Annotated in this window: 20 protein-coding genes; 5 read left to right on the top strand and 15 right to left on the bottom strand. The window is 34.6% G+C overall.

The window, feature by feature from the left end:
• Nucleotides 1-21 precede the first annotated feature (21 nt).
• On the bottom strand, nt 22-714 hold the full coding sequence (locus QLS65_RS08815) for a DUF421 domain-containing protein (protein WP_282716858.1): 693 nt from the start codon (nt 712-714) through the stop codon (nt 22-24).
• 9 nt (nt 715-723) lie between these two features.
• Nucleotides 724-1698 (bottom strand): D-alanine--D-alanine ligase, encoded by a 975-nt coding sequence (locus tag QLS65_RS08810; protein ID WP_282712091.1) that lies wholly within the window; start codon nt 1696-1698, stop codon nt 724-726.
• A gap of 218 nt (nt 1699-1916) precedes the next feature.
• Here QLS65_RS08810 and QLS65_RS08805 point away from each other — a divergent pair, with 218 nt between their 5' ends.
• Together QLS65_RS08805 and QLS65_RS08800 are read left to right on the top strand one after the other, a co-directional pair.
• The gene (locus QLS65_RS08805; RefSeq protein WP_099715835.1) at nt 1917-2540 is read left to right on the top strand and encodes a PASTA domain-containing protein; all 624 of its coding nucleotides are present in this window, start codon (nt 1917-1919) and stop codon (nt 2538-2540) included.
• Entirely contained in the window at nt 2530-3573 is a 1044-nt protein-coding gene (locus QLS65_RS08800) for an RluA family pseudouridine synthase (protein WP_282716855.1), read from the top strand. The genes QLS65_RS08805 and QLS65_RS08800 overlap by 11 nt, the downstream gene beginning before the upstream one ends.
• 134 nt (nt 3574-3707) lie before the next feature.
• On the opposite strand, the gene QLS65_RS08795 is transcribed toward QLS65_RS08800, so the two are convergent.
• Nucleotides 3708-4151, bottom strand: coding sequence for a hypothetical protein (locus QLS65_RS08795; protein WP_282716853.1), 444 nt, complete (start codon nt 4149-4151; stop codon nt 3708-3710).
• 147 nt (nt 4152-4298) lie between these two features.
• Complete coding sequence (locus QLS65_RS08790; RefSeq protein ID WP_282716851.1) at nt 4299-4958, bottom strand: hypothetical protein; 660 nt, start codon at nt 4956-4958, stop codon at nt 4299-4301.
• A 323-nt stretch (nt 4959-5281) separates the two neighbouring features.
• On the opposite strand from QLS65_RS08790, the gene QLS65_RS08785 reads away from it, so the two are divergent.
• The gene (locus QLS65_RS08785) at nt 5282-7750 is read left to right on the top strand and encodes a zinc-dependent metalloprotease (protein ID WP_282716849.1); all 2469 of its coding nucleotides are present in this window, start codon (nt 5282-5284) and stop codon (nt 7748-7750) included.
• A 192-nt stretch (nt 7751-7942) separates the two neighbouring features.
• Here QLS65_RS08785 and QLS65_RS08780 read toward each other — a convergent pair whose 3' ends face one another.
• From QLS65_RS08780 to QLS65_RS08760, 5 genes are all read right to left on the bottom strand, one after another.
• Complete coding sequence (locus QLS65_RS08780; protein ID WP_282712084.1) at nt 7943-8941, bottom strand: PAS domain-containing protein; 999 nt, start codon at nt 8939-8941, stop codon at nt 7943-7945.
• Between the two features lie 13 nt (nt 8942-8954).
• Nucleotides 8955-9389: a response regulator gene (locus QLS65_RS08775; RefSeq protein ID WP_282712083.1), complete on the bottom strand. Its 435-nt coding sequence runs from the start codon at nt 9387-9389 to the stop codon at nt 8955-8957.
• Between the two features lie 13 nt (nt 9390-9402).
• Nucleotides 9403-12105 (bottom strand): PAS domain-containing protein, encoded by a 2703-nt coding sequence (locus QLS65_RS08770; RefSeq protein WP_282716843.1) that lies wholly within the window; start codon nt 12103-12105, stop codon nt 9403-9405.
• A gap of 734 nt (nt 12106-12839) precedes the next feature.
• Nucleotides 12840-13625 carry a transglutaminase-like domain-containing protein gene (locus QLS65_RS08765; RefSeq protein WP_282712081.1) on the bottom strand — a complete coding sequence of 262 codons (786 nt, stop codon included), beginning with the start codon at nt 13623-13625 and terminating at the stop codon, nt 12840-12842.
• 196 nt (nt 13626-13821) lie between these two features.
• Complete coding sequence (locus QLS65_RS08760) at nt 13822-15240, bottom strand: amidohydrolase family protein (protein WP_282716838.1); 1419 nt, start codon at nt 15238-15240, stop codon at nt 13822-13824.
• A gap of 393 nt (nt 15241-15633) precedes the next feature.
• On the opposite strand from QLS65_RS08760, the gene QLS65_RS08755 reads away from it, so the two are divergent.
• Nucleotides 15634-17166, top strand: a complete 1533-nt coding sequence (locus QLS65_RS08755; RefSeq protein WP_282716836.1) for a SulP family inorganic anion transporter — start codon at nt 15634-15636, stop codon at nt 17164-17166.
• Nucleotides 17167-17182: 16 nt separating this feature from the next.
• Here the strand turns inward: QLS65_RS08755 and QLS65_RS08750 are convergent, their stop codons facing one another.
• The 4 genes from QLS65_RS08750 to QLS65_RS08735 all read right to left on the bottom strand — a co-directional run bounded on the left by QLS65_RS08750 (nt 17183) and on the right by QLS65_RS08735 (nt 20237).
• On the bottom strand, nt 17183-17572 hold the full coding sequence (locus tag QLS65_RS08750) for an iron chaperone (RefSeq protein ID WP_282712077.1): 390 nt from the start codon (nt 17570-17572) through the stop codon (nt 17183-17185).
• Between the two features lie 63 nt (nt 17573-17635).
• A complete protein-coding gene (locus tag QLS65_RS08745) occupies nt 17636-18409 on the bottom strand; it encodes a sulfite exporter TauE/SafE family protein (RefSeq protein WP_282712076.1) in 774 nt (257 codons plus the stop codon).
• Nucleotides 18410-18435: 26 nt separating this feature from the next.
• Nucleotides 18436-19713, bottom strand: coding sequence for an MFS transporter (locus QLS65_RS08740; RefSeq protein ID WP_282712075.1), 1278 nt, complete (start codon nt 19711-19713; stop codon nt 18436-18438).
• A 2-nt stretch (nt 19714-19715) separates the two neighbouring features.
• On the bottom strand, nt 19716-20237 hold the full coding sequence (locus QLS65_RS08735) for a GNAT family N-acetyltransferase (RefSeq protein ID WP_282712074.1): 522 nt from the start codon (nt 20235-20237) through the stop codon (nt 19716-19718).
• 171 nt (nt 20238-20408) lie between these two features.
• Here QLS65_RS08735 and yaaA point away from each other — a divergent pair, with 171 nt between their 5' ends.
• Complete coding sequence (gene yaaA / locus QLS65_RS08730) at nt 20409-21167, top strand: peroxide stress protein YaaA (protein WP_282712073.1); 759 nt, start codon at nt 20409-20411, stop codon at nt 21165-21167.
• Between the two features lie 67 nt (nt 21168-21234).
• Here yaaA and QLS65_RS08725 read toward each other — a convergent pair whose 3' ends face one another.
• Nucleotides 21235-22818 (bottom strand): DHA2 family efflux MFS transporter permease subunit, encoded by a 1584-nt coding sequence (locus QLS65_RS08725; RefSeq protein WP_282716832.1) that lies wholly within the window; start codon nt 22816-22818, stop codon nt 21235-21237.
• Nucleotides 22819-22897: 79 nt separating this feature from the next.
• Complete coding sequence (locus tag QLS65_RS08720; protein WP_282716830.1) at nt 22898-23977, bottom strand: HlyD family secretion protein; 1080 nt, start codon at nt 23975-23977, stop codon at nt 22898-22900.
• Nucleotides 23978-23987 lie beyond the last annotated feature (10 nt).

Below are 23987 nucleotides of genomic sequence, written 5' to 3'. Positions count from 1 at the left end.
TTGAACTTATGTTTTGTTCAATTAGGTTTTTCGAAGTGTTTGTATTGCTTCGACCCATTCGGATTTTTCACAAACTCTACACTCCGCATTTCCTGGTTTGTGGCTTTCAGTATTTCCGCAAAAGGTGCAGGAATAAATACCTTCTGTTGGAATCGTTTTACTTTTTTGTTTAAATAAAAAAGGTAGAATTGGCAATCCTGGTTGAACTTCATGGTCTTCATAATAGAAAACACTGATTTCACCACTGGTTTCCATAAAGGCATTTTTTACCTGCCCCAAATGCTCTACCGATTTCAATCGGAGTTCTGAAAAAAATTCATCTTGTGCCAAACTTTCCTTTTTGAAAGTTGCAATTGAAAATTTCCCTTCGCTGATAATACATTCGGTTTTGCCTTCTATAAACTCTTCAAACCGTTTACTTTTTCCTGTCAGCCACGTTACTAATCGGTATAAAAGTATAATGACCAGAAATACTGTTATAGGAGGGATTATTCCAACTTCTTCATAAAACATGGGATCTCCCGCTGCAGATCCTAAAGCAATAATGATGACTGTTTCAAAAACAGATAATTGCTTCACGCCACGTTTTCCAGCTACTTTTAATGTCAACAATAAAACTGTAAACATTATGGTAGAACGGAAAATGACCTCTAAAAGAAAGGATTCTGGTAAATCATTGTATAATAATCGGTTCCATTCAAAAATTTCTATCATAATGGAGCGTTAGTTATTTAAAGCCAATTCAATCGAATTGCTAAACAAATCTTCCAATGAAATTCCGGCAGCTTTGGCTTGTTGCGGAATCAAACTTTCGGTTGTTAATCCAGGAATGGTGTTCATTTCCAACATGTGTGGTTCTCCGTTTACCAATATAAATTCGCTTCTCGAGAAACCTTTCATTTTGAGTACCTCGTAAGCGCGTTTGGCTATTTCGCTCACTTTTTGGGTCATTTCATCTGAGATTCTTGCCGGTGTGATTTCTTGTGATTTACCTAAATATTTAGCTTCATAATCGAAGAAATCATTGTCAGAAACGATTTCAGTAATTGGCAAAACGATTACTTTTCCTTTGTAATTGATTACTCCGACAGAAACTTCGGTGCCGTCAAGGAAACTTTCGATGATGATTTCGTTGTCTTCTTTGTAAGCGACTTCTATGGCGATAGGCAATTCATCGATGGTTTTTACTTTGGAAATTCCAAAACTGGATCCCGCTTTATTTGGTTTTACAAAACAAGGCAGACCAACTTTAGCGACAATCTCTTCAGTATTGATAGCATCGCCTTTGTTTAAGTAATAGGAAGTGGCGGTTTTTATGCCGTATGGTTTTAAAACGGATAATAAATCACGTTTGTTGAACGTTAATGCCGCTTGGTAATAATCGCAGGAAGTTTGTGCAATATGCAATAATTCGAAATACGCCTGCATCAATCCGTCTTCACCGGGAGTTCCGTGAATGGCATTGAAAACGCAATCAAAAGTGATTTTATTACCATCAACAGTTACTGAAAAATCATTTTTATCGATAGGAAATTCAGTGTCATTAGCATCAACATAGACCCATTTTTCTTTGAAAATATGGATTCGGAATCCGTTGTATTTCGTTTTGTCTAGAAATTGATATACGACGTTTCCGCTGATAAGTGAGATTTTATACTCGCTGGAATATCCGCCCATGATGATGGCAATGTTTTTCATTTTGTATCGTTTTGATCTTAGTTGTTCGAATAAATAATATGGTGTTTTTAGCACTAGATTCTAGCCCCGATAGTAGTGGAAATCCTTTTTATCAGCCTTTTTGGCGGATAAAAAGATTATAACGAATAGCGGGAAATAGCTCCAAAAAGCATTAAACAAAATTATCATTTTTTTTGAAACGAAATAGCTTTATCTTTGCCACATATAAAAATAAATTTATGAGTTTACGTAAGTATCTTACAAGCCGCGTCTTTTTAGTACAAGTATTAATTGCTCTTGCCATTATTGCTGCTTTGGGCTATTTGTTTATGCATTGGTTGACTTTTACAACAGATCATGGTCATGAAATTGCAGTTCCGAATTTGAGTAAATTGACTGAAGAGCAAGTGGAAGAAAAGCTGGATGAGTTGGATTTAGATTATGTGCTTTTGGATAGTGTGGATTATAGAAGTGATTTCCCGCAATTTAGTGTGGTTGAGCAAGATCCGACGCCAGGTACGAAGGTAAAAGTAGGTAGAAAAATATACATAAAAATAAATACTTCGGGATTTTCATCTGTGCGAATTCCTGATTTGATAGAAAAAACATATCGTGAAGCAGTGCCAACCTTGAAAGCGTTAGGCCTTGAGGAAGGAACGGTTACGTATGTTCCAAATCTTGGAAAAGATATGGTATTGGAAATGCGTTTCAAAGGAAGAAACCTGAAAGTAGGGGACAGAGTCTTGAAATCATCTAAAATTGATTTGGTTTTAGGAGACGGAAAAATGAGTTATGAAGAAGAAGAAAGTGCTGCGGATACTCTGGTTGCACCAATAGAAGAAACACCAGTTGATGAACAATAATATAGATACAATAGATTTAGAAGACGAGTTATTTGAACATTTCAGGTTTGAAGTTCCTAAAGGCCAAACGTCTTTGCGAATTGATAAATACTTGATGAGCCTAATTCAAAATGCAACTCGCAATAAAATACAAACCGCCGCTACCGAAGGGAATATTTTTGTAAACGACGCTACGGTAAAGTCGAATTACAAGGTCAAAGCTAATGATGTGGTTCGTGTTATGTTATCGCATCCTCCTTTTGAAAATAGGGTAGACCCTGAAGATATTCCATTAGATATTGTCTATGAAGATGCTACTCTTTTATTGATTAATAAGCCGCCAGGATTGGTGGTGCATCCCGGTCACGGGAATTATACGGGAACATTAGTGAATGCGTTGGCTTTTCATTTTGAGAATTTACCCATGAACAGCAGTGAACGTCCCGGATTAGTGCATCGAATCGATAAAGACACTTCGGGTTTATTGGTAATTGCCAAAACCGAAGCAGCTATGACGCATCTTGCCAAGCAATTTGAAGCGAAAACTTCTGAAAGAGAGTATGTCGCTTTGGTTTGGGGAAATGTAGCCGAAGAGAACGGAACCATTGAAGGAAACTTAGCAAGACACTTGAAAGATCGCATGCAAATGGCGGTTTTTGCTGATCCCGAAATAGGGAAACCTGCCGTGACGCATTATAAAGTTTTGGAGCGTTTTGGATACGTAACATTGATTTCGTGCCAACTGGAAACCGGAAGAACCCACCAGATTCGGGCACACTTGAAACACATAGGTCATCCGCTTTTTAATGACGAGCGTTATGGCGGTCATTTGATTTTGAAAGGAACTACATTTACGAAATACAAACAGTTTATTGACAACTGTTTCAAAGCTTTACCAAGACAGGCTTTACATGCTAAAACATTAGGGTTTGTACATCCTACAACCAAAGAAATGATGCGTTTTGATACGGAACTGCCGCAGGATTTTCAGGATTGTATTGAGAAATGGAGAGGCTATTCAAAATCCCATGGCACTGATCAAGAACAAGAATAAAAATATGAAAAGCCCCGGATTGGGGCTTTTTTTGTGGGTTTATGTTTGTTTTGCTTATTGTTGTGGGCGTAAAGTCAGAGACATTTGCGCAGCGTATAGAAGGTAATACTTTGCGGAGCAGGAGCCAACCGTTGTTAGTGGCTGACTCTTTCAATCTCATTTTTATCCTTAAGTAATGAAACTAAATTTAAAATTATTCCAGAAATTAAGCTTGAAATTACAAAATATAGATAATATGGATTTGGATCTTCAGTGCCAAAATAGTCGTATGCCAAGAAACAAATAAACAAAGAAGAAAAAACAGTAAATAAAATAGAATAGATAATTTTTAAAGATTTAGTTTTTGTTTTGAAATAAAGAGTTAATGATAATAATGACAAACTAAAATTTACAATCCCATTTGTTACTTTTGTGTTGTCTAAATCATTTCGGAATAGAATCTCATCTACAATCGCTAAAAGACCACCGTTACCATACATTAGAAATATTTGCATTAACGGAAGTAGAGAACTTAGTATGAAAATCAAACTAATGACTATCGTTAAACGTGTAGATTGTTTCCTCATGATTTTCGTCATAATTTCTTCGCCATTTTTGGTAAGATTGCCACTAACGTTTCCTTGCTAGTATTGGTTTGGGGCTAAATTGAGCCATATTTTCGGATTTGCCTTACATCCAAACACAAAATCATTTTCAAATTAAGCCAATTCCCCAAATCCTTTGTATTAGCTTTTACCAGCCTTTTTTTTATTTTCTTCTGCTTCCTGAATAATTCTATAAATAATTTTGGTAGTCTCTTTTGTGAAGTTATTATCCACGATGCAACCTTCATTTCCCATCTCCATAATTTCACTTGGATTTAAATTGAATATTTGATTGACAAGACTCAACCCATTTTTTGTTTTATGGGCAGCAATATTATTACGAATATTAGATAATACAGATTGATGTTTTTTTCTAATTTGAGCAAACTCACTATTAAGTTCTCGAAGTTTTGGTATAAATTCTTTAAAACTATTTTCATTCATTTCTTTCACAAGTTTATTGCCAAGCAAATCATTCATATCTTGTAGATATTCAATTATTACAAGAGCTAGCATTCTTGCGGCTAAAAGTTTTTCTAATTTTTGATCTGTCAGTGCAATCTGATGCTTGAGAAGCATAATGTCAGAGTTTGCAATAGAACTTATTATGCAAAGATTGAAAAAATTATCGTACCGTTTTATTCCGTGGCTTTTTAACTTTTCAAAAAAAACTTTTAATCCTTCAACATCTTTGATTGTTGATTCTTGTTTTATTAAATCTTCCTTTTTAAGTTCTACTTTTAATTTTTTGAGATCTGTTTTGGGACTTGATTTCTGAAAAATATTCTTGAAATAGTTCATGATTTCTTTTAAAATGGCTAGTAACTCGTTTATATGTCTGACACTGTTAGACAAATACACCCAAAATTCGGTAATTTTATCTGATAACCGTCAGTATTCATTTCTCAAATATAATCAAATTATTCTCACAAATATATCTGTTTCTTAAAACTAAATCCGTCCTGTAAAATCATTTCAGGGAAAACATTACTACTAATTCCAGTATGAAATGTACAACAAGAAATAGAACGGTTGTTAATTAAAAGTTAAACCAATGAATACTATTCAATTTACTGGCACTAAAATTTATTTTTGATATTGATTAACCATTAAAAAACCACTAAATGAAGAAACTTTTCATTTTAACCGCAATCGCTGCAGCGATGCTTGTGCCCACCACCCAATTTGCACAGTCCAAAAAGAAAAAAGATAAAAATGCCGCTGTCGTTCCTCCTCCCGAAAAGAAACCGGAAACCACTATCAAGGAATACAGCAAGGTAATTACTAAAGACGCTGTTTCTGACCAAGGATTGTTTACGGTACATAAAGTAGATAAAAAATATTTCTTCGAAATCCCTAATAAATACTTGGATAAAGACATGCTTTTAGTGAGCCGTTTGTCTAAACTGCCTTCTAATTTAGGTGGCGGATATGTAAATGCTGGCTCTGAAACCAATGAGCAATTGATAGTTTGGCAGCGTTTTCAGGATAAAATCCTTATCAAGTTAAAATCGTTCAGTGCGGTTGCCAATGACAGTTTGCCTATCAGCATTTCGGTGAAATCCAATAATTATGAGCCTACATTATTTGCTTTTGATATCGTTGCCTTCAGCAAAGATTCTGCAAATACGGTGATTGATGTGACTAAATTTTATGGTACCGATGTGAGAGCTATCAGTGGTTTATCGGCAGAAATGAGAGAAACCTACAAAGTCAAAGGAATGGATGATTCCCGCAGTTTTATCAATACGATGAAAAGTTTCCCGATGAACATTGAAGTGATTCAGGATTTCACCTATAACGCTTCTAAACCGCCTGTTCAGGAAGATTCAGAAACGATTAGCATTCAAATGAATCAGTCGATGATTTTATTGCCTGAAAAACCAATGCAACCCCGATTAGCTGATCCACGTGTGGGATGGTTTACGATGAATCAAATCGATTATGGAAGCAACGAATTGAAATCAGATAGCAAAACTTATATCCGTCGTTGGAAATTGGAGCCTAAAGATCCTGTCGCTTACGCAAAAGGCGAACTGGTTGAACCAATAAAACCTATCGTATATTATTTAGATCCTGCTACGCCTGAAAAATTGCGCAAGTACATCAAACAAGGAATTGAAGATTGGCAAAAGCCTTTTGAAACAGCTGGTTTTAAAAATGCAATTATTGCCAAAGACGCGCCAACGAAGGAACAAGATCCTGATTTTAGCCCGGAAGACATCCGTTATTCTGTAATTCGTTATGTGGCTAGCACGACTCGTAATGCCGTTGGACCCAGTGTTTCTGATCCCAGAACGGGAGAAATTATCGAGAGTGATGTAATTTGGTACCACAACCATTTGCGTTCGTACAGAAATCGCTATTTATTAGAAACGGGAGCTGCAAATCCTACAGCAAGAACATTAAATACTAGCGATGAAGAAATGGGAGAAATGATGCGTATGGTTATCGCTCACGAAGTAGGTCATGCTCTTGGTTTTCCTCATAATATGGGTGCAAGTTGCGCTTATGACACTGAAAATTACAGAAATGGTGAGTTTACACAGAAAAACGGAATCGCAGCCAGTTTGATGGATTATGCCCGTTTTAATTACATCGCACAACCTGGAGATAAAAACGTTCGTTTTATACGCCAAATGGGACCTTACGATCATTATGCGACTAATTGGGGATACAGAGTTATTCCAAATGCTACTTCACCAGAGGTTGAAGTGCCAACATTAGACAAATGGATTATGGAAAAAGCCGGAAATCCTATTTATAAATTTGGGAAACAAAGCAGTAGTTTTGACCCGTCTTCACAAACGGAAGATATTGGAAATAATTCAATGAAAGCGGGTACTTACGGACTTAAAAACTTGCAATATGTAGCGGCACATTTACCAGAATGGACGAGTGATGTGACTAATAATTACGAGGATTTAGATGAGTTGTACAAAGAGATGATGGATGTATGGAGCAGATATGTAGGGCATGTGGTGACCAATGTTGGAGGTGTTTATGAAGCTACCAAAAAACCAAACCAAAAAGGAAGTATTTACGATATTGTACCAAAAGCAAAGCAACAAGAAGCCATGCAATGGTTGCAAGCCAATGCTTTTGCATCTCCAACATGGTTGGTAAATGTGAGCACATTAAAAAATATTGATTACTCCGGTTACACAGAGCGTTTTAGGAATTTACAAGCCAGACATTTGAATAGTGTATTGAGTTTTGAGCGCATTGGCCGATTGATGGATGGCGAAATAATGGGTACTGCTAATTATAAAGCGTTGGATTTATTGGGTGATATGCGCAGAGGAATTTGGAAAGAAGCTGGTTTAGGTTCGAATGTGACTATTTACAGAAGAAACTTACAGCGTGCTTATATAGAAAGAATGAGTTACCTGATGAAAGAAGAAATTAAATCAGGTCGTCCTTCTGACTATTATAATGTGGCGCAATCAGATGTGAGAGGATTGGTTAGAGGTGAATTGACAACTTTAAAATCTACTTTATCAGTTGCCAAAACCAAAGCTGTAAATGCAGAAACAAAATACCATTATGAAGATGCGATTAAAAGAATCGACATGATATTAAATCCAAAATAATACTATTTAGTATCCTATTATAGTTAAGAATATGCTTTAGAGCAGAGAAATATTTACGAAATACATAAAGGTACTTTTGCGGAGTTGGGTTTGAATGAAGAAGAAATTGAAATAGTAAAGACCCATATTTCCTGCCAGCTAAGTAAAATGTTGGCTGGCATTTGCTTATTTGTCATTTTTTGTAAATCCTTATTATTTTTGGATTTTATTTTCTGCTTGATCTTTTGAGTTTTGAATAAAATGATTTAGCTCATGAGTAAATTCTTCCAGATTAATAGCAGAAAGTTTTATAAATTCAACTATTTTTTTTAATTCAGTTGGATCAGTTATTGATTCATCAAGTGTATCTGATAGACCCAGAATATTTGCAATAGGTACTCTTACTCTATGTGAAGTCATAAAAAGCATTTCTTTGAGCTGGATTATGTGATTTTTTAGGTTTGTAATATCAGCGACCGCTCCTATCATTCTGAAGGGTTTTCCATTTTGATCGCGGAGTAAATAACCCCTATCTGTAAAATAATAAACTTTTCCTTTATTATCCAAAAAGCGATATTCGCTGGTCCAAAAAATTTCTTTGCTTTCAAAAAAAGCGGTAAGACTTTTCGTAACACTGGCATGGTCATCGGGATGAATGGAATTAGTCCAGCTTGCGAGGTCTAACCATTCCTTCTCTTTTTTAATCCCCAATAAATTGTAGTAGGCATCATTTCTCCAAACAGCACCATCGTTTATCTTCCATTCATAAATGATATCATTAGAAGCACAGGTGGCGAGACTGAAACGTTCATTAGCTTCTCTATTTTCTTTCTTTTCTTCAGCTTCTTTCAGTGAACGAGTTATTTTCGGGGGCAGCGTAAATAATCGGTCTTTTATGGTATAATCGGTAACGCCATTTTTAATCAGTTCTACTGCATTTTCTTCCCCAATAGCGCCAGAAACAATAATAAACGGAATTGAGGGACACTTTTTTTTCTTAATAAGAAAAGCGGTGGCCCCATCAAATGAAGGAAGGTGATAATCGGATAATATTATATCGGGTTTAAAATTATCAAGCGCATTTTCATACGCTTTACGAGTTTCAACAATTTCCGCAGTAAAAATAAATCCAGATTTCTTTAGTTCATGTTGAAGTAAATCGGCATCATTTTTATTATCTTCAAGAATTAATATTTTTAATGGAGTGCTCATATTTGTAGTAGTTTTATTGTGGTGGTTGGTTTAAAATCATCCAGTATAATCCCAAATCACTTACCGCTTTAACGAAATGTTCAAACTCTACGGGCTTGACGACATAACTGTTAACTCCCAAGTTATAGCATTCCTGGATATCTGGATCCTCTTTAGAAGAGGTGAGCATAACAACGGGAATTCTTTTTGTACGCTCGTCTGATTTTATTCTCCTCAATACTTCAATGCCATTTACTTTTGGCATTTTTAAATCTAATACAATTACATTTGGCAAATCACTCATTTTTCGCTCTAAATATTTGCCTTGTGCAAAGATAAAGTCTAGTGCTTCCGCTCCGTCTTTAAGATGGATTAATTCGTTTGCAAGATTATTTTTTTTCAGCGCTCGAATGGTTAATTCGGCATCGTTGATATTGTCCTCGACTAAAAGAATTTGTAAGCTGTTCATGTTGTTTTAGTTTTTATAATGAAAAATAAAATGTTGCTCCATTGTCTACTATTCCTTCTGCCCAAACTTTTCCTCCAAGTTTGGTGATAATCCGTTGAACAATTGCCAGACCCACTCCTGTTCCTTCAAACTCTTCGTCTGTATGCAGGCGCTGGAATACACCAAACAATTTGTCGGAATATTGCATGTCGAAACCTACCCCATTATCGTTTACTGAAAATATAATTTCACCGTTCTGCTCCTCTGAAGAAATTTTTACTATAGGATTTTCTACCTTTGAAGAGTACTTAATCGCATTCGAAACTAGATTGAACATTACCTGATGAAGTAAATTATAATCTGCTTTCACATTGTGGAGACTAGTAGTATTGATTTTGGTATTGTATATTATTGATTTATTTGTTTCATTGATTACACTTTTGATTAATTGATTCATGTCGACTTCTGTTTTTTGCATCTCTTTTCTTCCCAGACGTGAAAAAGCAAGTAGGTCGTCTATGAGAGTACCCATTTTTGTGGCATTGGAAGTTATTGTTGCAAGGATGCGCATTCCTTCCTGATCTAACCTTTGTCCATAATCTTCGTTGAGTATTTGTGCATAACCATTGATAGCGCGGAGTGGGGCACGTAAGTCATGAGAAATCGAATACGAAAAAGACTCTAATTCTTTATTTATTTCAATTAGTTTTTCTTCGGCATTTTTTATTTCTGTTATATCCTGAATAGTGCCAAAAAAACGCGTGGGATTATTATTTTCATCAAAATCCATATTACTTTGAGAAAGGGCATGAATGATTGTTCCGTCTTTTCTTTTTATCCGGTAATCATATGTGTTTCCTTTCAAGGTGGTGAAAACTTCATTTACTTTCTCTTTTACAAAAGCCAAATCATTTGGGTGAATACAAGAAAAATAGGTGTCGGGTGAAGGTATTGTTGTATTTTGGTCAAGACCCAAAATTTTAAAAGCTTCGTCAGACCATGCATCTGTATTGGTAACTAAATTACTATCCCAATTACCCATTTTGGCCAACGCCTGTGCTTCTTTTAGTTTTGCCGTAATAAATTCCAATTCATGTTCTGAATTTTTGCGATCAGTAATATCAATAACAATTCCCATCATTTTGGTTAATTCTCCTTCGTCATTCTTATACGCAAGGCCTTCCGCTGATATCCAACGAATGGTATTATCGTTTACTCTTTTAATGCGGCATTCCAGACTAAACTTGCCATGCGAATATGCTTCTTCGAATCGCTTCTCAACATAATCCCTATCTTCAGGAATTACATGTTTTATAAAAATATTATAGCCCCATTCCGGTAAAAGATTTTCATAACCAAAAATTTGGTCATGTAATAAGGAACGCCAAGCGGTGTCTTTAACTAAATTTAAATCCCACGCCCCTATATGAGCAGAATCTAAAACTACTCTGAATTTTTCCTCACTTTCCGCTAATTGCAGAATATAATTTTCCAATTCTTTATTTGCTACTATCAGTTGCTCTTCCGTTTTTTTTCGGTTGGTGATGTCGCGGGCAACACAATAAAGTTTTTGAGTTGCAGGGTTGGGGGTTGCGTTCCAGTCGAGATAAATATAGCTGCCGTCTTTTTTGCGGTAGCGATTTACAAAATTTATTACCAATGCACCCAGTTTTAATTTTTCATATTCCTGAACTGTAGCGGGAATATCATAGGGATGGATTAATTCAATAAACGGTGTCTCGCAAAATTCTTTTTCAGTGTATCCTAATGTCTTAGTAAAGTTGGCATTAATGAACTCAAAATAACCCTCCATGTTAGCAATACCGCAAAGGTCATGGTTGATGTTAAAGAAATGTCTGTATTCGTTTAATTGTTCTTCTGCCTCTTTTCGTTTCTTGTCAATTGATAAAAGAGTTCCGGAAATCCCAAAAACCACAACCACAAATATTAAAATAGTAATAAATGTAAAAAGTGCTACTCCAAATTCAGTACTATAGTAACCTGCTTGCTGTCCTATCAATCTCAACCAACCCAAAATAAGAGGGGTGAAAATGATAAACGGTAATAACTTTCTTGTGGTAATCCCTGCTATACCATCGTTTGCAAAAATATACATAATGCCTTTTTCAGAATTTGAAAATAACATTCCAACGGACAGCAAGATAAATGCTATTGATGTATGAATAGCCATTTTAGTGAAACTTACTATTCCTCCCTGAAAATCATTTACGGCGTAGGCATATCCGATTAATGTTAATAGTGCGAGAACAAATACTGAAAGACTGAGTAATTGAAACATTTGAAAGGCTTTGTTTTTGTAAAGGAGTAACAAAGATATTCCTGATAAAACAAAACTAATAGCAGTTATAGGTGCCATTCGTCCCGGATGAGATGTTGCTATCGCTGTAGTTTCATCTTTAAATAAGAACTCATCTATTCCATAATTAATTTCAAAGAGGTATTCATTAAAAGTTAGCAGTCCTATAAGAATCAATATCGAAGGAAAAATGATAGAACCTATTTTTTTAAAACTACTTAGTCTTTCTTCATTTAAAATCCATAAAGTAAATCCACTAAATATAAAACATAAAGCGGTGTTTACTTTCATAGAAACAACACTTGGAATAACACTCTTTAATACAGAAATATTGAATAGCCATCCTATTAATACTATTATCCCCAAGGAGGATATCGCGATTGCTAGAATTTTTGATATTAAGCGATACTGTTTATTCATTTTGATTCCTTTTTTTATTATAAAGAATATAAATTATGTTTTGTGATGAAGCTTATATTATTTTATATCTTGCCATTTATTTAAACATATAGAGTAAATACGATAGAATTATTTTTATGTAAGACTATTTTTTTAAAATCGATTTATTCATTTAACATTAGTTTTGATAGATTGATTCTAATTACTACGAATATGTTTATTGTAAACTGCATATTTTACATATTTTGTTTGTAAACTAACAATCGTAATACTGGAAATAGAAATTGTCTCTATTTAAATAACTTTTACAATATTGTTTGCCATCATAGAAATGGCGGCATTTTCCAGGATTAAATATCTAAATGTTAGTTATTTGTATTGCCAATTTAAGAAAATATTTATCTAAAAGTACAAAAAAAATATTTTTTTTAATCTTATTTTAACTCGAAAAGCTTTACAATTTTAAACAAAATAAAGATAAGGGGTAATTCTCAGGAGTATGAGGTGTAGTTTTTTCCTTATCGAACAGGGGTAAAATCAATAAAGACTATTTTATTTTGTCTATTGAAAAGCAGATTATGCTTTGTTCTCCTATTAGTTTCTTTATTAAAATGGCTTTGGTAGTTTTAAGCTAATTGATAAATAAAAGTAGCATCTTATAAATTCTAAAAATGGGTCTTGCGATTGCTATAACGAATTGTAAGTAAATGGGTCATTATAAATGCAATCAAAATTTATCTTTTGGAAATTTATTCCTATTTTGGAAACTCAAAAAAATAGCTTTTTCCAATAAGAAACAGTAAGCCATGAATGAAAGGACCTGGCATGAATTTTAGTGTATTTAGATAAGAATCATAGGTTTTATTGTGATAATTTGTAATTAAAAAGGGAGAAGAATTGGATGTGATGAATAAGTCGTTTATTCTTTTATTGTCCAGAATCGTTTTTTCGTTAAAACTGGAAAAGCTGATTTCTAGTTTTTCCTTTTTTAAATGAATAAGATCAAAAACGGATAAAGGAACAGTTTGATTTATTGGATAAAAAAGAACGGATTTAGAAACATCAATTAAAATCCATTTTCTTAATTCCTTGGAATAGATTTCATTAAAAGCATGTCCGCCTTTAATGCATAGGTCGTCTGACGCTATTTTTAATCCCCATTCCTTTACTTTTAAATCGTTTATAACACAGAAGTTATTATACACTTGAGAAAAATCACTGCAAACGCCACCTTCGCCATTTATCATTTTTCTTAAGGTTGAATCTGATGATTTACCTAATCCAGGACCTCCTTTTGTATAGTTTCTCAACCAAACGGCTATCTGTTTTGCTTTATCAAGATCACTTATTGCCGCTTCTTTCTTCGCAAAAATTAATGAATTTAGTTCAAAATAAATTTCGGGAATTTCAGTAGTCTTGTTTAAGTTATTGTAACAAAAACTTTCAATCCTATCAAAAGTGACTTTTTTAGAAAGTAAACTAAATCGTATTTTGTACAATAAGGGATGTCTTCGGAAATACCAGATTAAAGATCTACTCATTTTTCAATAATTTATCTTGTTAGTAAACAATTAAAATAAAGAAATGCCATTTACAAACAGTTTGCGTTTAATAGTTTGTAAATCAAGTAGGTAGTATCAAATATAAGAAAAAAAAATAATTCAAGAGCATAAAAAAGCCCCAATATGGGACTTTTTTTTTGAAATAAAAAATTCCAATCAGTTCATTATAAATGACTTATTTCATTGGAAAATTAGCTTCGAAAGCCTTAAATCTGCTGTCTAAATCTTTAAGCAATTGCTTTTTTACGGAAGCCTCTTTTATAAAACTGTAATTAATACTGTTGTAAACAAATTGCTTGATATCCGTATACGAAACGTCTTTGTATCTTTTGGCTAACAAAACATATTGCTCAGTCATATTGGTGCGTAAAATCCCCGCATCATCAGTGCTGATTACTATAGGAACGCCAAATTCTTTATACAAGGTAAGCGGGTGACGGCTTTCTTTCACTTTCAAAATGAATTCGTTACTCACTAAGTTAATCTCGATAGGAATGGTTTTCTTCGCCATGTAGCGCAATAAATTATAAGAATCTTTCTCGTACGCCATAGCTACTCCGTGACCAATACGATTTGCTCCTGCGGTATAAACGGCTGCGCCAATGTGCCACGTCAGCTCTTCCGGTTGAACCAATCCAAGAGTCAGCTCGCCGGCATGCATCGTGTATTTTACATTTGGATAACGGGAATGGCAGTATTTAAACATCATCATGTGCAACCAATAATCTTTCATCGAGGTTTCACCATCTTCCGGAGAAACAATGTTAACTCCCGCCATCAGCGGACTTCTATCTGCCGAAATGAATGCGATTACCAGATTTTTAAATAAATCTACGGGTTCCATGAATCGCAATACAAAATTTTGATACCGCATCGTAAATTGTTTATCATCAATTTTAAGGTCTTTGTGAAGCTTAGCTACAAAATTGGTGTTGAACGCTGTGGCATAGGACTCAGCATCTTTTTTCAGGAATGAATTGTATAACGAATCAAGCGACTTAGTAATGGCTTTTTCATCTTTTACCAAAGCCAATTTTCGCAATCTGGAATTGAATTGCGTCAAATCATCGGTAATCATTGTGGTTGGAATCGTAGATAATTGCGTTTCAATATAACTTACATTTTCTGAAATTGCTCTGTTTTTTAGTTCCAATAAACCTTGTCCAAAATTCCCTTTGATAGCCGGTTCAAACTTCATAAAGGATTCAAAAAACAATTTATCTGATGGGTAATCCACATAATTATAATCTTTTACAGACCATTTTTGCATTATTTTTTGTTTGTAAGCGTCTAATGTTCCGTTGCTTTTTAATGTCGAAAATTGTTCCCAGTTTCCGGTTGAAGGTCTTTCTTTTAGAACATCCATCGTTTCGGTATTGAGATAAAAATCATCAGCAATAGCGTGTTGTAATAACGGCTCGGCATAAATAGAACCAGAATAATGGTGGTGTAAATCACCTCCTTTTGGCATTTGGGAAAAGAAAGCGGTTAGTTCTGCTTCGTTGTTTCTAATCTTTTCAAAATAGTCATTTGGTGCTTGAGAATAAGCACTATTCAATACTGTTATAAAAAGGAAAATATATATTAATTTCATGTTTTAAATTTTTATCGAAAGGGTGGTTTGCTAAATCTTTCAATTAATAAGTGAGTATTTTTTAACCAATGTATGAGTTTCAAAATCAATTTATTATAATTTATACTACTTATTTAGGGTACAAAATCATAAATTTTAAGGAACATTTCAAGTAAAGGTAAATTTTGCCAAATTTACGCAATTCCGATTTCTATTTTACACATCGAATAAAAAGTTTTATTTTTGCCACTCTCTGAAAAGGGAGTTTGATTTTTTTTCTCAGTCATACTACTTGGATTTAATCCTATTGCACCAATTTATTGATACAGTTTTGTATTATTTTTATTGACTTCTATCGGTATTTTTATTTTAGAAATTCCAATACCACTATTGACATACCCACTTATCTAAAGCATGAAAAAATATTTTAAATTATTTGATTTTAAGCAAGTTGTTGATTATAAAACAGAAATCTTAGCAGGATTGACCGTCGCCATGACTATGATTCCAGAGTCGCTTTCTTTTGCGATATTGGCTGGATTCCCGCCATTAGTAGGTTTATATGCCGCTTTTATAATGGGGTTGGTTACCGCAATATTGGGAGGAAGACCCGGAATGGTTTCTGGAGGAGCAGGAGCAACCGTGATTGTTTTAATCGCTTTAATGAAATCAAATGGGCTAGAATATGTTTTTGCAGCAGTTGCTTTAGCGGGGATTTTACAAATTTTAGTGGGCGTTTTTAAACTCGGAAAATTCATCCGTTTAGTGCCGCAACCCGTAATGTTTGGATTTGTGAATGGATTAGCGGTTGTTATTTTTATGTCACAATTGGAACAATTCAAAACCATTGTCAACGGACAAAGCGAGTGGCTTTCTGGAAGTCCCATGTTAATTATGCTGAGTTTAGTTGCGTTAACGATAGGAATTGTATTCTTTTTTCCAAAAGTTACCAAAGCAGTTCCAGCGTCATTAGTAGCAATTATTGTGGTTTTTGCATTGGTTTTTTTCTTTGGAATCGAGACCAAAACCGTACGTGATATTGCTTCAGTAAGTGGTGGTTTTCCGCCATTTCACATTCCGAATATTCCAATAAATCTTGAAACGCTGCAAATTATATTTCCGTACGCTTTAATCATGGCTTCCGTTGGATTAACGGAAGGCTTATTGACGTTGAATTTAGTGGACGAAATTACGGAGACAAAAGGAAACGGAAATCGAGAATGCATTGCACAAGGAAGTGCGAATATTTTGAATGGTTTTTTCTTCGGGATGGGCGGTTGTCCTATGATTGCTCAAACTTTAGTGAATCTTTCGGCTGGTTCCAGAGCGCGATTGTCGGGAATTATTGCTGCGTTGACGATACTTGGAATTATTTTATTTGGTGCTCCAATAATTGAGCAATTACCTATGGCGGCTTTGGTTGGCGTGATGATTATGGTGGCAATTGGGACATTTGAATGGGCGAGTTTTAGAATCATCAATAAAATGCCAAAGCACGATATTTTTGTTGGAGTATTGGTGGCATTGATAACTATTGTCTTGCATAATTTGGCTTTAGCCGTTTTAATTGGAGTAATTATTTCTGCTTTGGTTTTTGCTTGGGAAAGTGCCAAAAGAATTCGAGCCAAGAAATATATGGATGAAAAAGGAGTGAAGCATTATGAAATATATGGTCCTTTATTTTTTGGATCGACAACTGTTTTTTTAGAAAAATTTGATGTTGCAAATGACCCAAATGAAGTTATTATTGATTTTAAAGAAAGTAAAATTACCGATATGAGTGCTATTGATGCCGTGAATAAAATTACGGAACGGTATGCCAAGCTCAATAAAACAGTTCATTTACGATATTTAAGTGCCGATTGTAGAACGTTATTAAAAAATGCTGATACCGTAATTGAAGTAAATATTATGGAAGATCCCACTTATAAAATTGCAGCCGATTAGTTTTTAGGATTTGTTGTTATTCCTTTATTTTTTTAGACTTGTTTAAATTATCATTCATTCTTGCTTGAATAATTTTTTTTAAAAGTGATTCAGGAATTGGTTTTTCAGTAGTAAAACGGATGGTACCGCTGGCTAAACTGAAATCTTTTAATTCATCTTTAAATTGTTCAACAGTGGTTGCATTCCAAGGATAAAAACTGCAATGATTTTTGAATGCCGCAAAGCTACATAACATGCCGTGAAATTTATAAGCAGGCATTTTATAACTAATAAATTCTTCTGCTTCTGGAGCTGTTGTTTTAATGATTTTCCGTAAGTTTTCTAAAGTAACTCTTTGTTTTTCGGGTAGGTTAATTAAATAGTTGTCAACAGCATTACCTTTATTATTGTCAGTGAAATCAGTCATAGCTATTTTATTTTCATTCTTAAATTAGTGAACGGATTGATTGGCAAAAATCATTTTTTAGGATTAGATAATTCCCATAATCAACAAAACGGCAAATAGGACAAGCATGAAAGTCACTATATTCTGAATGGTAGTTAGGGTAACTTTTTTTAGTAATTTATTGCCAAAATATGCTCCAATAAATGCCGAAAGTGTTGCTAGAATCAGTAAAGTGTAATCAAATTGAGTTTGATTGTTCAGTATTTGTTTGGAATAAACGGTTAGTCTGGAAATGTCCACTAAACAAGCGATTACTACGCCGGTTGCAATGAAGGATTGTTTGGATAAATTGGCTCTTATCAAAAAAGCAGCTCTCAAAGCACCTTGATTCCCGGAAAGTCCACCAAAAAAACCACTCAAAATTCCTCCTACAGGAAGATATTTCTTGTCAAACTGTAAGTTGGTTAAACTAGGAACGACTTCAAATAGAGAGAAAAACAGCAGCACAATTCCAATAATCAGTTTGATAGGCATAATTTCAAAAGTGTGATTTCCTATTTGATAATCCGTTAGCGGTTGCATATCAGTCAATAAGGAAAGCACATAAGCGCCAAGAAATGCAAAAATAATTGCAGGAATCCCAAAGCGTAAAACAACATCTAGATTAGCGCTTTTACCCAATAAAAACAATTTAAAAAGATTGTTTAGAAAATGTACTATTGCAGTAAGTAAAATAGCCATTTCGATAGGAAAAAATAGTCCAAAGACCGGAACAAGAAGTGTTCCAAGTCCAAATCCGGAAAATAATGTCAAACCGGAACCTATTACTGCAGCAAGACAAATGATGATATATTCCATTTTATTTTAGATTTAAAATAAGAAAGCTATACGAAAGGTTGCGTTTCGTTTTCGGAATAATTTAAATCCGTATGGAAGGTTTCTTTTAGTTTCCAAAGCGCCAAAATTGAAATTACCGATAATAGTGTTCCAACAATCATTGCCGATTTTAAGATGTCGCCTTCAAAAACAGTGTCTCTGAAAAAGCCATAAATGATAATAATCAGTGGCAACGAACCCCGAACAAAATTTGGAACCGTTGTAGTTACTGTTGCACGAATATTTGTTCCAAACTGTTCTGCTGCAATAGTGACAAACAAGACCCAATATCCTACGGAGAAGCCCATAATAAAACAAAGGAGATAAAATGTGGATGCTGAAATTCCAAAAGCATTGAGGAACATAAAAACCATAATCAGATTAAAAGTCAGAAACATGTACATTACTTTTTTTCGACTTTTCAGCCACTGACTTAATAATCCGCTGGCAATATCCCCAAAAACCAATCCGCCATAACACCAAGCGATTGCTTTTCCTGCGGCAATAGTTTCGAAGCCTTGAACGTCTAATGCTTTGGCAAATTCTGGGGAGAAAGTAATCAACACGCCAACTAAAAACCACAACGGAATTCCGATAAGAATACATTGGATGTATTTTGAAAAGCGTTTTTTATCGGTAAATAATGAAAGGAAGTCGCCTTTTTTCTCATCGCTTTCCTGTACTTTTTTGAACATACCCGATTCAGAAATACTGATTCGTAAAAACAATAAAAGAAGACCTAAAACGCCACCAGCGTAATAACACAAACGCCAATCTTGAAAAATCTGATAGACTAAATAAGCAACCACCGCACCCGAAACACCTACAGATGCTACAATCATAGTTCCGTAACCTCGTTTTTCTTTGGGCAAAGATTCTGTTACCAAAGTAATTCCGGCGCCTAATTCACCAGCAAGACCAATTCCCGCTATCAATCTCCAGAACGCATATCCATCAACGGTGGTCACCATTCCGTTAGCAATATTGGCCACCGAATAAATTAAGATAGAACCAAATAAAACAGAAATTCGTCCTTTTTTATCGCCTAATATTCCCCAAAGAATACCGCCAAAAAGCATCCCGAACATTTGCATACTAATCAAAAATTCTCCCTGATTCCTGATGGCATCACCGGTTATTCCTAAATCTTTTAGACTATCAGTACGAACGATTCCAAAAAGCAATAAGTCATAGATGTCAACAAAATAACCCAGTGCGGCCACGATTACGGCTGCGTTCAGAATTCGGACTGGCTTTTGAGTTTCAGGGGATAAAGTAGTACTCATTATTATTTGATTAAAAGTTGCATCAATAGGTCGGTTTGTTCGTCATTTCCTAACGTAAAAACGTGTTTGTCAAATACAACAAATCCATTCTTAGCATAAAATCGAAGTGCTCTGTGATTTTTTTCCCAGACACCCAGCCAAATATATTCAACACCAGTGTGTTGTGCAATCTTTTTTACTTCGTCAAGCAACAGCTGACCAATGTTTTTTCCATGAAAAGTTTGCAAAACATAAATCCGTTGTACTTCTAAAGCATTTTTGTTAATGGTTTCGGTTTGAGCATCACCAAAGTTTATTTTTAAATATCCAACAGCTTCTGTATTCGAATACGCTACATAAAACTGAGAATTTGCATTGTTCAATTCAGCCGTTAATTGTTCCGTATTTAAGCTGTCTTTTATATAATTGGCAATATTTTCGGGTGTATTTACAGCAGCAAAAGTCTCTATAAAAGTTTGGATACTTATCTTTTGGATTGTTTCCAAATCGGATAGTGTTGCTTTTTTAATTTCAATTGGGTTCATAGCTAAAGAAAGGTTGTTTGGTTTATTTACAACTCAAAAATAATTAAATTAGGGAACAATTTTCATTATCTATGGCACTATTAAACAAATCAATTTAAAGATTCTTGATTTCTTGATTTCAATTAGTACTTTTGGGAGAATTAATAAAAAGAACTCGAAAGAGTATTGTGTATGAAAATTGTAATATCGCCAGCCAAGTCTTTAAATTTTGAAAAAGAGTTACCCACTCAATTGCACACCGAACCTTTATTTTTAAAAGAATCGCGACAAGTTCACAAAGTTTTAAAAGAAAAAAAGCCCACTGATTTATCAGATTTAATGAGTATTTCAGATAAACTGGCTGATTTGAACTGGAAGCGAAATCAAGATTGGAAAACACCTTTTACAACTTCAAATGCACGTCCGGCAGTGTATGCTTTTGATGGTGATGTGTACATTGGTTTAGACGCTTATTCGATTCCATCAAAAAAAATAGAGACTTTACAGGATCGTTTGAGAATATTATCCGGTTTGTATGGTTTGCTAAAACCATTAGACTTGATTCAAGCGTATCGACTGGAAATGGGAACCAAATTACCCATTGGCGAAAGCAAAAACCTATATGAATTTTGGAAGCCAACCGTTACTAAAGCATTAAATAAGGAGCTTAAAAAAGGCGAGTTGTTTGTCAATTTGGCGAGTAATGAATATTTTTCGGCAATTGATGTTAAGGCGTTGAAAGTTCCAGTAATTACTCCAGAATTCAAAGATTACAAAAATGGAAAACTTAAAATAATCAGTTTTTTTGCTAAGAAGGCGAGGGGAATGATGGTACGTTATATTATTGATACCAATGCTCAAACGATAGAAGATTTAAAAGGTTTCAATTACGATGGTTATCAATTTGACGCTAATTTATCGGAAGGAAATCATTTGGTTTTTACCCGCTAATATATTTTAAACAAATAAAAAAAACTCCGTTTTCATAATGATAACGGCGTTTTTTTATGTTTTAATATTAATGTATTGCGTCGGCAGGATTGATTTTGTTTTTGCCTTTCTTTATCAAAAGAATAAAAGGGATACAAAATAAAAACAGCGCGCCTAAGTATAAAAAGATGTCCATATAAGAGAGTACAGAGCTTTGTACCATTACTTTGTATTCAATGGCTTTGTAGGCTTTTGCCAAAGCTTCATTCTCAGAATAGCCTTTGGACATGAATCCCATTTTCAGTTGTTGCACCGTTTTTTGTACTTCATAAGAAGTCACATTAAGATGCGAAATAAGATTTACTCGGTGTTCCTGATTGAATCTGGCAATAAAAGTGGTGATGATGGCAATACCAAAAGATCCTCCCAATTGTCGCATCATTCCCGTAAAAGCAGCTCCTTCACCAATACTTTTTCCTTTTAAGGTTGATAAAGAAAGTGTAGAAATAGGAACAAATAACAATCCCAATCCAATTCCTCTTAATATCAACGGCCAATATAAATGTTCTTCTCCAGAATCTGGTGTGATAACTTGTTGCATCCAATACGTAAAAAAGAAAAATAACAAAAATCCAGCAGCTACCATATACGCTTGCGGTACACCACGCTGAATCATTTTACCAATGAATGGCATCATAATCCCAGTCGTAATGGAACTTGGAATTAACAACAAACCGGCATCCAAAGCACTCCAACCTAAAACGGATTGGGTGTAAATAGGAATGATAAAGGTAGAACCATACAATCCGAAACCAAGAATAAAACACATAATGGTTCCTATTCTCAAGTTGGTATCTTTTAAAACCCTTAAGTTGACAATGGGATGTTTATAAGTGAGTTCTCTCCAAATAAAGAGCAATAAACCAAAAACTGAAATAACAGATAACAATACAATCGTACTATTATTGAACCAATCGTCTTGTTGACCGTGTTCCAAAACATATTGTAACGACCCAATAAAAGCCGTTAAGAGAAAGATTCCCCACCAATCGACCTGACTTGCTTTTAGTTTGTCACCATATTTAGGGCTTTTTACAAAAGAAAGCGTCAATAAAGTGGCAATAATTCCGATAGGAATGTTGATGTAAAAGATATAGGGCCATGAAAAATGATCTACAATATAACCTCCCAAAGGCGGACCAAGAGTAGGTCCTACAATAACTCCCATTCCATAAATAGCTTGCGCCATTCCTCTTTTGGCAACAGGATAACTTTCTGTAATTATGGTTTGCGCAGTTACTAATAAAGCGCCACCGCCTAATCCTTGAATGAATCTAAAAGCAACTAATTCCCAAATATTATTGGCATTACCACATAAAAAGGAAGCGACCGTGAATATAATGATGGAAACCGCAAAATAATTCCGACGCCCAAATTGTTGTGACAACCAACTGGTCATAGGAATCACAATCACATTTGCAATAGCATAAGCCGTGATCACCCAAGCCACATCAGTAAGTGACGCACCAAGGCTGCCTCGCATATTGTTTAATGCTACATTTACAATTGTAGTATCTACAATTTCAAGCATAGCACAAAGAACGGCTGTAATGGTAATTATGACTCTTCTAAAGCCATATTCTACTAAATCATCTTCTCCTGTTTGTACCATTTTATACTAAAGTGTAAACTATCATTTTCTTAAAAGTATTGCCGTTTTTGCCATTTTGGAAATCACCAAAAGGGTGAATTTATTTTAAATGTACATCTACATCCACGTTCATTCCCGGGCGAAGTAATTTTATTTTCTCAGGATCATTGGATGTGTTCAAACTTATTTTAACGGGCAATCTTTGGATTGTTTTCACAAAGTTTCCTGTAGCATTATCAGGAGGAAGCAATGAAAAACGAGAACCTGTAGCAGGTGAGAACGAAGTGATGGAACCTTGAAAATCATATCCGGGATACGCATCCACTTTTACCGTAACTTTTTGACCAATTACCATTTTGTTCAATTGCGTTTCTTTGAAATTAGCAATTACCCAAGCTTCTTTGTTGTTGATAATATAAAATAACGATTGTCCTGGTTGCACTAATTGTCCTGGTTGAATGTCAATTTTAGAAACCTGACCATCAATCGCAGCAGTTACAGCGGTGTAAGTCAAATTTAATTTTGCCGCATCAAGTAATGCTTTAGCTCTTTTGATATTGGCAGCAGCCACTTCCGTTTGTTTGTCTGAAACTTTAGATTTAGCTACAATTACTGATTTTTGAAAAGCACTCGCTCTTTGTTGTTGTTGTAAAACGCGTACTTGGCTTTCTGCTTCCAATTTTGCAGCCAGAGCTTGCTCGTATTGTTGTTTTGTAATCGAATGACTTTTGTACAAATTATTATATCTGTTGTAATCACTCGTAATACGATCCAATCTGATTTTTGCCGATTCGATATTCCCACCCGCTGATTGCACATTAGCATCAGAAACTGAAATGTTAGCCAAAGCACTTCCAATATCCGCTTTAGAAACTTCAAAACTGCCTTCAGCGCCAACCATTGCAGCATTAGCTTCTTCAATTTTTAATTGGTAATCTCTTTTATCGATAGTAAAAAGCGTATCGCCTTTCTTTACAAAATCATTGTCTTTGATGTACACTTTATCCACATAACCTGAAACTCTTGGAATAATAGGATTCATGTTTTTTTCAATTTGCGCATCGTCTGTTTCTTCGTGAGCCAAGGAATGCATGTATTTATAAGTTCCGTAAGTTCCACCTAAAACTACCAAAGCCACTAGGATAATAATAAATCTTGTATTTGTTTTTTTCTTTTCCATGGTAGGTATG

This window comes from Flavobacterium algoritolerans, from assembly GCF_030010385.1.
Classification (GTDB): domain Bacteria; phylum Bacteroidota; class Bacteroidia; order Flavobacteriales; family Flavobacteriaceae; genus Flavobacterium; species Flavobacterium algoritolerans.
Note: the sequence above shows the minus strand (reverse complement) of the source record. Positions and strands in the feature narration are given on the sequence as shown.